This is a genomic window from Streptomyces sp. NPDC088766 (assembly GCF_044750845.1).
GTDB lineage: Bacteria > Actinomycetota > Actinomycetes > Streptomycetales > Streptomycetaceae > Streptomyces.
Map to the genome: position 1 here is coordinate 83,398 of NZ_JBIVKQ010000026.1, position 14,017 is coordinate 97,414.

Consider the following 14,017-nt stretch of genomic DNA (forward strand, 5'->3'; position numbering starts at 1 on the left):
CTTTCACTTCGGTGTCAGTGGGCAGGGACTGTCCTGGACGACCCGCCCGGACGGCCCCCGGGAGTCTCACCATGCGGTATCCCGGGGGCGGTTCTCGGGCGCTCGTTAGACTGAGCCGACCCGCAGTACAAGGGCGTATGTGCGGAAAAAGACAAACTGAGCGAGGAGCGCACGTGGGCCTTGTCGTGCAGAAGTACGGAGGCTCCTCCGTAGCCGATGCCGAGGGCATCAAGCGCGTCGCCAAGCGGATCGTGGAAGCCAAGAAGGACGGCCACCAGGTGGTGGCAGTGGTTTCCGCGATGGGCGACACGACGGACGAGCTGATCGATCTCGCGGAGCAGGTTTCCCCGATCCCTGCCGGGCGCGAGCTCGACATGCTGCTGACCGCCGGAGAGCGGATCTCCATGGCCCTGCTGGCCATGGCGATCAAGAACCTGGGCCACTCCGCCCAGAGCTTCACCGGCAGCCAGGCAGGTGTCATCACCGACTCGGTCCACAACAAAGCCCGGATCATCGATGTCACGCCGGGCCGGATCCGTGACTCGCTCGACGAGGGCAACATCGCCATCGTCGCCGGGTTCCAGGGCGTCAGCCAGGACACCAAGGACATCACCACGCTGGGACGCGGCGGGTCCGACACCACCGCTGTGGCCCTCGCGGCCGCCCTCGACGCCGAGGTGTGCGAGATCTACACCGACGTCGACGGCGTGTTCACCGCCGACCCGCGCGTGGTGAAGAAGGCCCGGAAGATCGACTGGATCTCCTTCGAGGACATGCTCGAACTGGCCTCGTCCGGGTCGAAGGTGCTGCTCCACCGCTGCGTGGAGTACGCCCGCCGGTACAACATCCCGATCCACGTCCGTTCGTCCTTCAGCGGACTTCCGGGCACCTGGGTCAGCAGCGAGCCGATCGAGCAAGGGGACAAGCAGGTGGAGCAGGCCATCATCTCCGGTGTCGCGCACGACACCTCCGAGGCCAAGATCACGGTCGTCGGCGTGCCGGACAAGCCGGGCGAGGCGGCCACGATCTTCCGCACGGTCGCCGACGCGCAGATCAACCTCGACATGATCGTGCAGAACGTGTCCGCGGCCTCCACCGGCCTCACGGACATCTCCTTCACGCTGCCGAAGTCCGAGGGCCGCAAGGCGATCGACGCCCTGGAGAAGAACAAGAGCGGCATCGGCTTCGACTCCCTGCGCTACGACGACCAGATCGGCAAGATCTCCCTCGTCGGCGCCGGCATGAAGACCAACCCGGGCGTCACCGCCGACTTCTTCAAGGCGCTGTCCGACGCGGGCGTCAACATCGAGCTGATCTCGACCTCCGAGATCCGCATCTCGGTGGTCACCCGCGCCGACGACGTGCCGGAGGCCGTGCGCGCCGTGCACACCGCCTTCGGGCTCGACTCCGACAGCGACGAGGCCGTCGTCTACGGGGGCACCGGGCGATGATCCGACGACCGACGCTCGCGGTCGTGGGAGCGACCGGAGCGGTCGGCACGGTCATGCTGAAGATCCTGTCCCAGCGCGCCGACGTCTGGGGCGAGATCCGACTGATCGCCTCGCCGCGCTCGGCCGGCCGCAAGCTGGCCGTGCGCGGCGAGGAGGTCGAGGTGGTGGCGCTCACCGAGGAGGCCTTCGACGGCGTCGACGTCGCGATGTTCGACGTGCCGGACGAGGTCGCCGAGCGGTGGGCGCCGCTCGCCGCCGCCAAGGGCGTGGTGGTCGTGGACAACTCGGGCGCCTTCCGGATGGACCCGGACGTGCCGCTGGTCGTCCCCGAGGTCAACGCCCACGCCGTGCGCAACCGGCCGCGCGGCATCGTCGCCAACCCGAACTGCACCACCCTGTCGATGATCGTCGCGCTGGGCGCGCTGCACGCCGAGTACGGCCTGCGCGAACTGGTGGTGTCGTCGTACCAGGCGGTCAGCGGGGCGGGCCGGGCCGGCGTGGAGACACTGCGCCGGCAACTGTCCATGGTCGCCGGTACGGAACTGGGGACCAGCCCCGGTGACGTACGACGGGCCGTCGGCGACTTCACGGGACCCTTCCCGGAGCCGGTCGCGCTGAACGTCGTGCCGTGGGCCGGGTCGCCGCGCGAGGACGGCTGGTCGTCGGAGGAGATGAAGGTGCGGGACGAGTCCCGCAAGATCCTCGGACTGCCGAAGCTGCCCGTGGCCGTGACCTGTGTGCGGGTGCCGGTGATCACCGTGCACTCCCTCACCGTCCACGCCCGCTTCCAGGACGAGGTCACCGTCGGCGGCGCCCGCGAGATCCTCGCCACCGCCCCCGGCGTCGTCCTCTTCGACAACCCGGCCGCCGGAGAGTTCCCCACGCCCGCCGACGTCGTCGGCACCGATCCCACCTGGGTCGGCCGGGTGCGCCGGGCGCTCGACGACCCCACGGCGCTCGAACTCTTCGTGTGCGGGGACAACTTGCGCAAGGGGGCCGCCCTGAACACCGCGCAGATCGCCGAACTGGTGGCGGCGGAGCACGGGTGACGTTTGCGGCGGGCGCAACGCTTGGTGGGACAGGAGCCGGCGACCGGAAATTCCCTGGCCGGCGGCTTCGGCGTTTGTAGGATCTGTCGCACGGCGATGTGAGCCGGTCGACGACCGGCACCACTTGTATCGGACACCTATGGCGTTCGAAGATTTTCCTCCCCGCCCTCCGCAACCACGCGGAGCGCGGGGAGCGTCTTTGCGGTCACCCTTCGGGGTGCGCGGAGGTGTGATCCCGGTCTATGGGGACGCCGGGATCGGGGCGTGGGGGCGCCCGTACACATGACATACAGGGGAAGAACGGGTCAGATGAGGGTATGGGAGGCGCCGCCCGTGCGGCTGCCGGCGGGTGCGAGCGGGGCATCCGGGGCAGGGGCGCGAGCGGGTGGGCCGGCGGCCGGCACAAAACTCGCGGCCGACCCGTACAACCCCGGCGGGGGGAAGCGTGTCCAACAGACGTGGCAGAGGTTCTCGACTTCCCGGCGACCCGCGGTACGGCCCTACGGCCGCCCCGCGGCGCCCTCCGACCCCGCATGCCCGGCGCGCCCGGCGGCATGCCGGTGATCGCGCCCATGCCCGCAGCGCGGCCTGCCCGCGTACCCAGCCAGCGTGACACCGACGAGGTGGTCGCCGCCGGCACCACCGTCGACCATCTCACCGAGACCTACCGGGCCCACTACCGCTCGCTGCTCGGTCTCGCCGCCCTCCTCCTCGACGACACCGCCTCCTGCGAGGACGTCGTCCAGGAGGCCTTCATCCGCGTCCACTCCGCGCGCAAACGCGTCCGCGACCCGGAGAAGACCCTCGCCTACCTCCGCCAGACGGTCGTCAACCTCTCCCGCTCCGCCCTGCGCCGCCGCATCCTCGGCCTGAAGCTGCTCTCCAAGCCGATGCCGGACATGGCCAGCGCGGAGGAGGGCGCCTACGACCAGCTGGAGCGCGACTCCCTCATCAAGGCGATGAAGGGCCTCCAGCGCCGCCAGCGCGAGGTCCTCGTCCTGCGCTACTTCGCCGACATGACCGAGGCCCAGGTCGCCGAGACCCTCGGCATCTCGCTCGGCTCGGTCAAGGCCTACGGCTCGCGCGGCATGGCCGCCCTGCGCGTCGCCATGGGGGCGGCGGCGTGAGCGCGCGGGGCGAGGAACCCGACGGCGGGGACGCACGCGAGCGGCACGAGCCGTACGCGTGGCACGAGCCGACGACGCCGCCGCCGCACAAGCAAGAGCCGAAGCAATCGCACGCTGGGAACGGAACCGTGAACCACCACCTCGACGACCAGGGTCCCGACGGGCTCGACTCGGACGAGCTGGCACTGCGCCGCATGCTGCACCAGGCGGTCCAGGAGATGGCGCCGGGCGACGGGACGCTGGAGCACCTCCGGCGAGCCGTCCCCGCCCGCCGGGCCCGCAAGCGCCAGGCCGCCGTCGGAATGGCCGCCGCGGCCCTCTTCGTCGGCACCGCCGTCCCCGCCCTGCTGCACGTCTCCCGCTCCGGCGGCTCCGAAGCCAACCCCTCCATCGCCGGCCAGGCCTCCCAGACCCAGGGCGGCGCCGGTGAGGGCAAGGGCCCCGACGGCGGCACCTCCGGCAAGGTCGGCGCCCCTGCCGGCACCACCGGCCGGCCCGGCCAGGACAGCACCGAGAACACCGCCGGAACCAAGGCCTCCGGCAGCGCGACCGGCTCACCCGACGGCACCGGCTCCGCCACCACCTCCCCGGCCGACGCCCCCGCCTGCACCACGTCCCAGCTGGGTGACTCCAGCGCCGTCGTCGAGGTCCCCGACTCGGCCGGCGTCGTCTACGGCACCTTCCGCGTCGTCAACGTCTCCGACCGCGGCTGCACCGTCGGCGGGAGCGTGTCCGTGACGCCCACCGCGCAGGGCGCCGCCGACCCCGCGAAGATCGCCCTCGCCGAACACACCTCCGGTGACGCGGCGGCCAACCTGCCCGACCCCTCCCTCTACGTCTCCCAGCTGGTCCTCGCCCCGGGCTCGGCGTACGACGTGCGGTTCGCCTGGGTGCCCTCCGAGACCTGCCCCACCACCGGCGGCACCAACGGCGGCAGCACCACCGGCGGCCCCTCGCCCTCCCCGGACCCCTCCCCGAGCGAGCAGAGCGGCACCACGGGCGGCACGACCGACGGCACGTCCGGCACGGCTCCCCAGCTGTTCACCGAGGACGGCACGGCCGACGGCAGCGTCCTGGTGACGTACACGGCGGGGGGCGGCTCGCCGACGGTGAGCGCGACGGTGCCGGACGCGTGCGCGGGAACGGTCTACCGGACGGGCGTGCTGGCGTCGACGTCGGCGTCCTGAGCCGCCGAGGGCGACCCGGTGGGTGCGGGGGAGCCGGGTGCGGCCGGGGATCCGGTGGGCGCGGGGGACTCGGGCGCGGCCGAAGGGCCGGTGGGCCCGGGGGACCCCGGTGAAGCGGAGGCGTCGGGCCCGGTGATCCCCAGCTCCGCGTCCCGCGCGAACTCGATCTCGCGCCGCAGCAACCGGAACCACATGAACACCACGAACCCGGCGAACACGAACCACTCACCGGTGTAACCGAGGTTCTGGAACGCCTTCAGGTCCAGCCCCGCGCCGCTCGGCGCGCGCGCGGGCACCGCCGTCATCCCCGAGTCGGCGGTGTCGAGGGTGACCCAGGCGTCGTAGAGGTCGTCGGAGACGAGGTTGACCAGCGAGGCCGTGCTGATCGCGCCGGTCTGGCCGGGCGGCAGCCCGCCCCGCGCGCTCACCCCGTTGTCGCCGGGCGTCTCGGACGCCTGGAGGGCGCCGGTGACGCTGACCTCGCCGGCCGGCGGGGCCGGCGCCCTGGCGGCGTCGGCCGTACCGGGCAGCCAGCCGCGCACGACGGGCAGGGTCCTGCCGCCGTCGGTGCGCAGCAACGTCAGCACGTAGAAGCCCGCCCGGCCGTCCAGCTCACGGTCGGGGACCAGCAGCTGATCGCCGTACCGCCCGCTCGCGGTGACCCGCTTGCCGGACGTGGCCTTGTCCACGGGCAGCATCTCGGCCAGCGGACGCGGTGCCTGCGTGCGGGCCGAGTCGGCCTGCGCCTCGGCGCTGCGATGGTCGTCCACGCGCGCCTCGAACCGGCTCAGCTGCCAGGACCCCATGAACACGCAGAAGGGGATGGCCAGCAGCACGAAGACGTTTATCCCCCACCAACGGGGCGTCAGCAGAAACCGGTACACACCGACAACGGTACGGGGCGGCAGCGGGGGAGCGGTCCGCGGGGTGGGTGCGCGGTGGGTACGGGGGGAGTGCGGGGAGGGCACGGGGAGGGTGCGCGGGGTGGATCGGCAGGCGCAGGCGGGATGGGCGGCGAGGGGGAGGGGGAGAAAGGGGCCGGCGGGTGGGCACGCGGCTGCGGCGGCCCGGGTCCGTCCACAGAAGTGGTGGGGGCGCCCTGATTTGTCCACAGGCGCGGTCGTGGGCGGCCCCGTGTTTGTCCACAGGCTGGGGGCCGTGGTGCTCCTTTGCCGTCGGAGGCGGGCAGTATGGGGCCATGACTGAGAGCAACGGGTCCGCCGCGCCGCAGCGGTACGAGGAGATGCCGGACTGGGAGAAGCGCTTCCGGGCGCCCCGGGTGTCACTGCCCGACTGGGCGGAGGACGCACCGGACCGCTCCCTGTTCGTGTCGAACGCGACAGGGACGTACGAGCTGTACGCCTGGAACCGGTCCACCGGCGAACAGCGCCAGGTGACGAACCGGGCCAACGGCACGACGGACGGCGTGCTCTCCCCGGACGGCGCCTGGATCTGGTGGTTCGACGACAAGGACGGCGACGAGTTCGGGGTCTGGCGCCGCCAGCCCTTCGAGGGCGGCGAGGACGAACTGGCGACACCGGGCCTCGACCCCTCGTACCCGGCGGGCCTGGCCCTGAGCAGAGACGGCCGTACGGCGGTGGTGGGCCGCTCCACCGACGAGGACGGCACGACGATCCATGTGGCGCGGCTCGACGAGGCGCCGGTCGAGCTGTACCGCCACCGCGAGTCGGCGGGTGTCGGAGACCTGTCCCACGACGGCACCCTGATCGCGATCGAGCACACCGAACACGGCGACGCGATGCACTCCGCGCTGCGGGTCCTGCGCCCCGACGGCTCCACGGTCGCCGAGCTGGACGACACCGAGGGCGGCACCCGGGAACTGGGTCTCGAGGTGCTGGGCTTCGCGCCCGTCGACGCCGACACCCGCCTGCTGATCGGCCACCAGCGCCGGGGCCGCTGGGAGCCGCTCGTCTGGGACGTGGCGACCGGCGAGCAGACCGACCTGGCCCTCGATCTGCCGGGTGACGTGGGCGCGGAATGGTATCCGGACGGTTCCGGGCTCCTGGTCTCGCACAGCTTCGAGGCCCGCAGCGAGCTGTTCCGCTACGACCTGACGAGCCGGGAACTCGTGCGGGTGCCGACCCCGCCGGGCACGGTCTCGAGCGCGACGGCCCGCCCCGACGGCAGCGTGGAGTACCTGTGGTCGTCGGCGGCCGAGCCGCCCACCGTCCGTTCGACGACGGGCGAGCCGGTCCTGGACCCGCCCGGCATGAAGTCCCCGGGGTCGGTGCCGGTGGAGGACGTGTGGGTGGAGGGCCCCGGCGGCCGCATCCACGCCCTGGTCCAGAAGCCGGCCGGCACGAGCGGCCCCCTGCCCACCGTGTTCGACATCCACGGCGGCCCCACCTGGCACGACAGCGACTCCTTCGCGGCCGGCCCCGCCGCCTGGGTCGACCACGGCTACGCGGTCGTCCGCGTCAACTACCGCGGCTCCACCGGCTACGGCCGCGCCTGGACGGACGCCCTGAAGCACCGGGTCGGCCTGATCGAGCTGGAGGACATCGCAGCGGTCCGCGACTGGGCGGTGACCTCGGGCCTGGCCGACCCCGACCGCCTGATCCTCACCGGCGGCTCCTGGGGCGGCTACCTGACCCTCCTGGGCCTGGGCACCCAGCCCGAGGCGTGGGCGCTGGGCATCGCGGCGGTCCCGGTGGCCGACTACGTCACGGCCTACCACGACGAGATGGAAGCCCTCAAGGCGATGGACCGCACGCTCCTGGGCGGCACCCCCGAGGAGGTCCCCGACCGCTTCAGGGCCTCCTCCCCCCTGACCTACGTGGACCAGGTCAAGGCCCCCGTCTACATCTCGGCCGGCGTCAACGACCCCCGCTGCCCCATCCGCCAGATCGACAACTACGTGACCCGCCTGGAGAACAGAGGAGCCCTCCACGAGGTCTACCGCTACGACGCCGGCCACGGCTCCCTGGTGGTGGACGAACGCATCAAGCAGGTCCGCCTGGAACTGCAGTTCGCGGAGAAATACCTGGACCACTGAGAAAACCCTGACACCGGCCCCCTGCCACAGGGCCCCTGACACAGGGCCCCTGCCACAGGGCTGCGGTGACCGGGCCCGGGCGTTGCGACACCTCGCCGGTGCCAGGGGCCGCCGGTCCTCCCGGGGCGGGTCACCATGCCGGGAGAACAAGCGGCGCGCCCCCTCGCCGCCGTCCCGGGGCCCCGCCCCTCCGGAGCGGGTCTCTGGGGCCGCGAAGTTCTGGGGCCGGGGGGCGCTTCTGGTCGGTGTTCAGGGTTCCCGGCCCCTACGCGGCGGTTTTCCGCGGCCGGGGTGCGGGGACCGAGTCCCCTCCGGAGCGGGTTCCCCCCAGCCAGGGGTGCAGGGGACGGAGTCCCCGCCGGCGCCCAGACTCCCGCACCACTTCGGAGCGGGTTCCCCCCAGCCAGGGGTGCAGGGGACGGAGTCCCCGCCGGCGCCCAGACTCCCGCACCACTTCGGAGCGGGTTCCCCCAGCCAGGGGCGCAGGGGACGGAGTCCCCGCCGGGGTCCGGGGCGGAGCCCCTGGGTGGGGTCGAGGGGGCGGAGCCCCTGGGGACGGGACGGGCAGGGGCGGCGGGGGCGGGAAAAGAAGGCGGCTACACCCCCGCCGCTCCCCTCCGCCGCCGCCCCAACAGCTCCGCCAACCCCCGCCGCGTAGCGGCCAGCACCACCCGGTCCTCCCCCCGCAGCACATACGAGTCGGGCAGATCCCACACCAGCCCCACCCCGGCCCCCACCCCGGCTCCCCGTCCCTCACCGCCCACCCCGGACGACTCCCGTCCGGCCCCCTCCAACGCCAACACCCGCCAGTACCCGGCCCGAAACGCCTCCCCCACCGTCTTCCCCGCCAACTGCCCGTGCCCCCCGACCTCCAGCGAAGCGAACAACAACACCCGCCGCTCCACCGGAATCGCCCCCAGGATCTGCCGCCCCATCATCGCCCCCGCGAACGACGGCGCGGCCAGATGCGTCACGCTCCGGCTCCGCGTCAACGCCTGCGGATGCGCCGCCCGCAACGTGCGATACACCGCGGTCGCGAAGTCGTCGTCGTACAGCCGCAGCACCACCCGCAGGTCGTGGTGTAAGGACCGCGCGTACAGGGCGGCCTCGAGATTCGTCGTGTCGGAGCTGGTCACCGCCAGCAGCGCATGCGCCCGATGGATCTTCGCCGCCTCCAGCACCCCCTCCTGCGTGACGTCCCCCAGTACCACCGGCACCCGCAACCGCCGTGCCACCGCGACCCCCCGCGCCTCCGGGGAGGCCTCGACGCACACCACGGGAATGTCCAGCTCCCGCAGCCGTGTCAGTACCCGCGTCCCGATCTTCCCCAGTCCCAGCAGCACCACATGCCCACCCAGCCCCCGCGGCGGCCGCCGCAACGACCCGGCCGCCCGGAACGTCCCCAGCCCCTCCAGCACGGCCGCCAGCAACACCGGCAGCAGCAGCAACCCGACCAGCCCGGAGAGGAGTTGAAGAACCTGCCGCTCGGTCGACTTCCCCACCGCCGGATCGTTGATCGAGAACAGGTCCAGCAGCGTCAGGTACACCGCCCCCAGCGGATGGACGCCGGTCACCAGCCACAACGCCACCGCGAGCGCGACGACACACCCCACGAGCCCCGCCAGCGACCACCGCAGCCGCCGCGAGAACAGGGAGGCGAACGGCGCCACGACCCCGACCCCCCGCCCGGAGGGCAACGCGGGCCCGGCCGAGTACGACACCTGTTCCAGCACGACGCTGCCCCGCCCGCTCGCGGCGGCGACCGTGGCCGCGTCCGGCAACAGCAGCGGCCCCTGCTCCCCGCTGGTCTCGGAACCGTCCGCGAAGGCCGGGTCGTTGCTCGTCGCGGACAGCAGGGCGAGCGTGGCCAGTCCGGGACCGGCGGCCCGTCCGGCCCCCGGGGCGGGCCGTTCGACGGCCCGCAGCAACAGCCCGTCCGTCTGGACGACCTTGCTGGTGCCGGCGACGGCGGTCGCGGCCAGCGCGGGCGCGGCGGTGTCGGCGTCGGACAGGACGGTGGTGGAGGCGTCCCCCACCGCGGACCCGCCACCCCCACCGACCGTCGCCAGGGCGGCCGCCTGGTCGAGGAGTTCCTCGATGTGCTGCCCCAACCGCCGGTTGTACAGCCGCAGGACGAGCCGCAGCCGGGGGTTGAGCCGACGGGCGGTGAGGGCGGCACGGATGTTCGTCTCGTCGTCGTCGTAGACGAGCGCGAGCGCGGCCGCTCGTTCCACTCCCGCCTCGGCGAGCACGGCCTCGGTCGGCTCGACGGCCTCCAACACCCGCCCCACGGAACCGGCTTCGCCACTTCCCGCCGTACCGGCGACCGCGCCCGACCCGGCTCCCGTCCCCGCCGCAGTTCCCGTTCCCGCTCCCGTCCCCCCGCCGTTCCCGGCAGCCCGATTGACGGCAGCGCTCACCACCCGGTCGAGCAGCGCGGCGGACACCGCGCGGGCGCGCCCCACGACAGGCGGCCGTACCCCCCGCTCGGAGGGCGGTACGACGAGCGTGACCTGTTCCTCGTACACCCCGCGCAACTCCGCGGCCAGCCGGTGCGCGAGCCCGTCATCGCCGCACACCACCATGTGTGCGCCGGACTCGCCCGGCGCCGGACCCTGATTCGGTAGACCAGCCACGAGGGGAAAGACTGCCTCACCGCGACGGGTGGTTCCAGATCCGCCCTGAACGGGCGGAGCCGTGAGCCCGTAAGGGAGGGGAGGGAGAACGACGCGACCCGGAGGTGCCCCACCCGTGGCCACGACCGAACAGGCCCCGAAGCGGCCGCCGGGCATCCCGGACCCGCCGAGCACCCACCACACGGCGAACACCCCGAGCCCGCCGAGCGCCCCGAAGCAGCCCGGCCCGCCGAACCCGCCGAGCGAGGACGAGAACACGCCTCCCGCCCCCCGCCGCCTGACCTCCCCCCTGGCCCTCACCCTCCTCCTGCTCCTCATGGTGCTGCTGCAGGCCCCCCTGCGCCGCACCCTCTCCGCCCCGGTGATGCAGACCTGGACGACGGTGTTCGTGGCGGTGATGATCCAGGCGCTGCCGTTCCTCGTCCTGGGCGTCCTGCTGTCGGCGGCGATCGCGGTCTACGTCCCGCCGTCCTTCTTCGCCAGGGCCCTGCCCCACCGGCCCGCGCTGGCGGTCCCGGTGGCCGGCCTGGCGGGCGCGGTCCTGCCGGGCTGCGAGTGCGCGTCCGTACCGGTGGCGGGTGCGCTGGTGCGCCGCGGGGTGACCCCCGCCGCGGCCCTCGCCTTCCTCCTCTCCGCCCCGGCGATCAACCCGATCGTGCTGACGGCGACGGCGGTGGCGTTCCCCCGCAACCCGGAGATGGTCCTGGCCCGCTTCGTGGCGAGCCTGCTGGTGGCCTGCGCCATGGGCTGGCTGTGGCACCGCCTGGGCCGCACGGACTGGATGCGGCCGCCGGCGCACGCACGGCACGAGGGCCGGAGCCGGGGCGAGGCGTTCTGGGACTCGACGCGCCACGACGTGATGCACGCGGGCGGTTTCCTGGTGGTGGGCGCGATGGCGGCGGCGACGCTGAAGGCGGTGGCCCCGGAGCACTGGCTGCGTACGGCGGCCGGCGACCCGGCGGTGGCGGTGCTGTCGCTCGCGGTGCTGGCGGTGGTCCTGTCGATCTGCTCGGAGGCGGACGCGTTCGTGGCGGCGTCGCTGACGCAGTTCTCGCTGACGGCCCGGCTGGCCTTCCTCGTCGTCGGCCCGATGATCGACCTGAAGCTGTTCGCGATGCAGGCCGGTACGTTCGGCCGCGGCTTCGCCCTCCGCTTCGCGCCCGTCACCTTCGTGCTGGCGATCAGCGGAGCGGTCCTGACCGGGGCGGTGCTGCTGTGAACCGCCAGGCCCAGTCGGCCGTCCTGTTCCTCCTCGGCGCGAGCCTGCTGCACGCGGGCACCACCGACCTCTACCTGCGTTACGTGAAAGCGGGCCTGCAACCCCTGCTCCTGGCGGCGGGCGCGGTCCTGATCGCGACGGCACTGGCGACGGCCTGGTACGAGTGGCGCGCGACACGGCCGAAGGAGGACCCCACCACCCTCCAAGCCCCACAGGCCCTCCAAGCCCCACAGGCCCCACAGGCCCCGCAGGCCCCGCAGGCCCCGCAGGCCCCGCAGGCCCCGCAGGCCCCGCAGGCCCCGCAGGCCCCACAGGCCCCTCACCCCGAACCCCGCGTCTCCTGGCTGCTCGTCCTCCCCCTCCTCGCCCTGATCCTGGTGGCCCCGCCGGCCCTCGGCTCGTACAGCGCCACCCGCGCCGGCACGGCGCTCCAGGAGCCGCCGGCCTACCCGCCGCTGCCCGCCTCGGACCCCCTCCGCCTCAGCGTGGCCGACTACGCGGGCCGCGCGGCCTACGACGACGGCCGCACCCTCACCGGCCGCCGCATCCGGCTCACCGGCTTCCTGGCACTGGACCGCGACGGCACCCCGTACCTGGTCCGCATGGCCCTCAACTGCTGCGCGGCGGACGCCCAGCCGGTCAAAGTGGGCCTGACCGGCCGGATCCCCCCGGTACTCCAGCCGGACACCTGGCTGGAGATCACCGGCACCTACACCCCGCACCGCGTCAAGGACCCCGTCAACGACGGCCCGATCCCCTTCATCGAGGTCACCGCGGCCAGGCCGACGCCCGCGCCGAAGGATCCCTACGACGAGACGTGGAACACCTGAAACGGCAGCGGCGTCAGGACTGGTACGGCTGCTGCTGCGGCTGCCCGTACGGCTGACCGCCCTGACCGCCGACGGCCTGCGCCTGCAGGTGCTCGGCCTGCTCCTTCACCAGCTTCTGCTCCGCCCCGCAGAACGTGCACTGCGTGGCGTACTTCGTCGAGATCGGGAACAGCGGCACGAAGAACAGCGTGAACTTCGTGACGCGCTTCCTCAGCGTGTGCGCGGACGGATTACCACAACGCCCGCACACCAGCGTCAGTATCGCGAGCTGGTACAGATACCCCTTGGTCCCAAAGATGATCATGTCGCCGGTCCTTTCCCGGTCCGTCGCCTCCCTCCCACAGCGCGAGGAAGCAGCGTCTGACACCACCCACGATGCCATCCACCCACCACCCATGATCCCCCCCACGGCCCACCCCGGCGGCCGACTCCACCACGTACCGGCGACCGCCGCCGCCCGGGCACGGGACGAGGGCCCGGCCCCCACTCGCACCTGACCCGTCGGCCACTTCCACACCTCGGTCGCCACCCCCTGATCGCGGTAGCTGACACCACCCCTCCTCAGCACTCCCCGAGTGCGAGTCCGGCCGTGGCCTGCTCCTGGGCGTGTGGCGCATTCGACTGCCGTGGCCACGGCCGGGTGATGGCCGAAATCCCAGACCTCACAAGCCGTTCCGTTTCCTACCGTGGTCCACACGGAGAGGGAGGGACAGAGCGGTGACCGGGGCGGACGAACGACGGAGCGCTCGAGCAGCGGGCGGCAGACCGGAGCCCCGTGCTGAGACGGGCGAGCTCTCCGCCTCTTCCGCCGCACAGAACATCCGATGAGCCGGCGTGACTGCCTCGCCAGGCAGCGGATCGATACCCCGCACCCGTACCGCTACGACATCGATCACCACGGGCGAACGAGGGCTGCGCAGGTGAACCAGGCGCCAGCGGAAGTGCGGGGGCACGTCCTTGGCCGGCAGTTCCGCAGTGGCCAGGCTGACCCATCGGTCATAGACCGTCGGACGGATACGGATGTCGGATCCACACCGCTCGCAGGTCAATGGCTCCACGAACGTCATGGTGTCCGGGCCGAGCTCCGGTCGGGGCAGCGCCGTGGCGCCCTCGTCCAACGCCATCCGATTCGCGAGCCGGTTCCAGCAGTCTTCGCAGAGTTCCGCAATGAGATCGATCCGCCCCCGACTGCGGACATTCGGACCGGGCCTCCCGCAGCGCTGGCACAAGCGGCCGTCACGATCACCAGTCGTCCCCATATGTTCGAGTGTGAGTGAGTCTGAGCCGTTTGCAGTAGGGCGCGATTCGGCCTTACCGAGGGGCCGCTCTGCTCTCCGCCGGGTGCCGGACCGGAGGACGTCCACCAGCTCGTCCGCCACGTCGGACGGCCCCAACCGAGGAGGCGCACCGGAGGTGTGCTGATCGACAGCGGCCGCCCTGCGATTCCAAGGCAACGCCAGAGGGCCCACACCGATCCGGTGAGGGCCCTCTGACCTGCTACT

General features: G+C 72.8%; 11 protein-coding genes. 7 read left to right on the forward strand and 4 right to left on the reverse strand.

All coding sequences use genetic code 11. The annotated features are described in order from the left end of the window. Window positions 1–173 precede the first annotated feature (173 nt). The 4 genes from ACIP5W_RS29365 (at window position 174) to ACIP5W_RS29380 (ending at window position 4,814) form a co-directional block, all read left to right on the forward strand. The gene (locus ACIP5W_RS29365; RefSeq protein WP_366058468.1) at window positions 174–1,451 is read left to right on the forward strand and encodes an aspartate kinase; all 1,278 of its coding nucleotides are present in this window, start codon (window positions 174–176) and stop codon (window positions 1,449–1,451) included. Then, entirely contained in the window at window positions 1,448–2,500 is a 1,053-nt protein-coding gene (locus ACIP5W_RS29370; RefSeq protein ID WP_401479910.1) for an aspartate-semialdehyde dehydrogenase, read from the forward strand. The genes ACIP5W_RS29365 and ACIP5W_RS29370 overlap by 4 nt, the downstream gene beginning before the upstream one ends. 533 nt (window positions 2,501–3,033) lie before the next feature. Continuing rightward, the gene (locus ACIP5W_RS29375; protein WP_401479913.1) at window positions 3,034–3,627 is read left to right on the forward strand and encodes a SigE family RNA polymerase sigma factor; all 594 of its coding nucleotides are present in this window, start codon (window positions 3,034–3,036) and stop codon (window positions 3,625–3,627) included. Window positions 3,628–3,755: 128 nt separating this feature from the next. Beyond that, a complete protein-coding gene (locus tag ACIP5W_RS29380) occupies window positions 3,756–4,814 on the forward strand; it encodes a hypothetical protein (protein ID WP_401479916.1) in 1,059 nt (352 codons plus the stop codon). On the opposite strand, the gene ACIP5W_RS29385 is transcribed toward ACIP5W_RS29380, so the two are convergent. Next, the gene (locus ACIP5W_RS29385) at window positions 4,775–5,698 is read right to left on the reverse strand and encodes an SURF1 family cytochrome oxidase biogenesis protein (protein WP_401479919.1); all 924 of its coding nucleotides are present in this window, start codon (window positions 5,696–5,698) and stop codon (window positions 4,775–4,777) included. The two genes, ACIP5W_RS29380 and ACIP5W_RS29385, sit on opposite strands and share 40 nt — an antisense overlap. Window positions 5,699–6,012: 314 nt before the next feature. Here ACIP5W_RS29385 and ACIP5W_RS29390 point away from each other — a divergent pair, with 314 nt between their 5' ends. Beyond that, on the forward strand, window positions 6,013–7,830 hold the full coding sequence (locus tag ACIP5W_RS29390) for a prolyl oligopeptidase family serine peptidase (RefSeq protein ID WP_401479921.1): 1,818 nt from the start codon (window positions 6,013–6,015) through the stop codon (window positions 7,828–7,830). Between the two features lie 596 nt (window positions 7,831–8,426). On the opposite strand, the gene ACIP5W_RS29395 is transcribed toward ACIP5W_RS29390, so the two are convergent. Continuing rightward, the gene (locus ACIP5W_RS29395; protein WP_401480014.1) at window positions 8,427–10,415 is read right to left on the reverse strand and encodes an NAD-binding protein; all 1,989 of its coding nucleotides are present in this window, start codon (window positions 10,413–10,415) and stop codon (window positions 8,427–8,429) included. A 328-nt stretch (window positions 10,416–10,743) separates the two neighbouring features. On the opposite strand from ACIP5W_RS29395, the gene ACIP5W_RS29400 reads away from it, so the two are divergent. Both ACIP5W_RS29400 and ACIP5W_RS29405 read left to right on the forward strand, forming a co-directional pair. After that, window positions 10,744–11,685, forward strand: coding sequence for a permease (locus ACIP5W_RS29400; RefSeq protein ID WP_401480017.1), 942 nt, complete (start codon window positions 10,744–10,746; stop codon window positions 11,683–11,685). Then, complete coding sequence (locus tag ACIP5W_RS29405) at window positions 11,682–12,515, forward strand: TIGR03943 family putative permease subunit (protein ID WP_401479924.1); 834 nt, start codon at window positions 11,682–11,684, stop codon at window positions 12,513–12,515. The genes ACIP5W_RS29400 and ACIP5W_RS29405 overlap by 4 nt, the downstream gene beginning before the upstream one ends. A 13-nt stretch (window positions 12,516–12,528) precedes the next feature. Here ACIP5W_RS29405 and ACIP5W_RS29410 read toward each other — a convergent pair whose 3' ends face one another. Beyond that, entirely contained in the window at window positions 12,529–12,819 is a 291-nt protein-coding gene (locus ACIP5W_RS29410; protein WP_401479927.1) for a zinc-ribbon domain-containing protein, read from the reverse strand. A 358-nt stretch (window positions 12,820–13,177) separates the two neighbouring features. Beyond that, window positions 13,178–13,774 (reverse strand): DUF6083 domain-containing protein, encoded by a 597-nt coding sequence (locus tag ACIP5W_RS29415; RefSeq protein WP_401479930.1) that lies wholly within the window; start codon window positions 13,772–13,774, stop codon window positions 13,178–13,180. Window positions 13,775–14,017: the final 243 nt, after the last annotated feature.

Bases quoted from the DNA above. Each gene is read 5' to 3' on its own strand.
- ACIP5W_RS29370 (WP_401479910.1), top strand. From the start codon at position 1,448: ATGATCCGACGACCGACGCTCGCGGTCGTGGGAGCGACCGGAGCGGTC.
- ACIP5W_RS29375 (WP_401479913.1), top strand. From the start codon at position 3,034: ATGCCCGGCGCGCCCGGCGGCATGCCGGTGATCGCGCCCATGCCCGCA.
- ACIP5W_RS29390 (WP_401479921.1), top strand. From the start codon at position 6,013: ATGACTGAGAGCAACGGGTCCGCCGCGCCGCAGCGGTACGAGGAGATG.
- ACIP5W_RS29395 (WP_401480014.1), bottom strand. From the start codon at position 10,415: ATGGTGGTGTGCGGCGATGACGGGCTCGCGCACCGGCTGGCCGCGGAG.
- ACIP5W_RS29410 (WP_401479927.1), bottom strand. From the start codon at position 12,819: ATGATCATCTTTGGGACCAAGGGGTATCTGTACCAGCTCGCGATACTG.
- ACIP5W_RS29415 (WP_401479930.1), bottom strand. From the start codon at position 13,774: ATGGGGACGACTGGTGATCGTGACGGCCGCTTGTGCCAGCGCTGCGGG.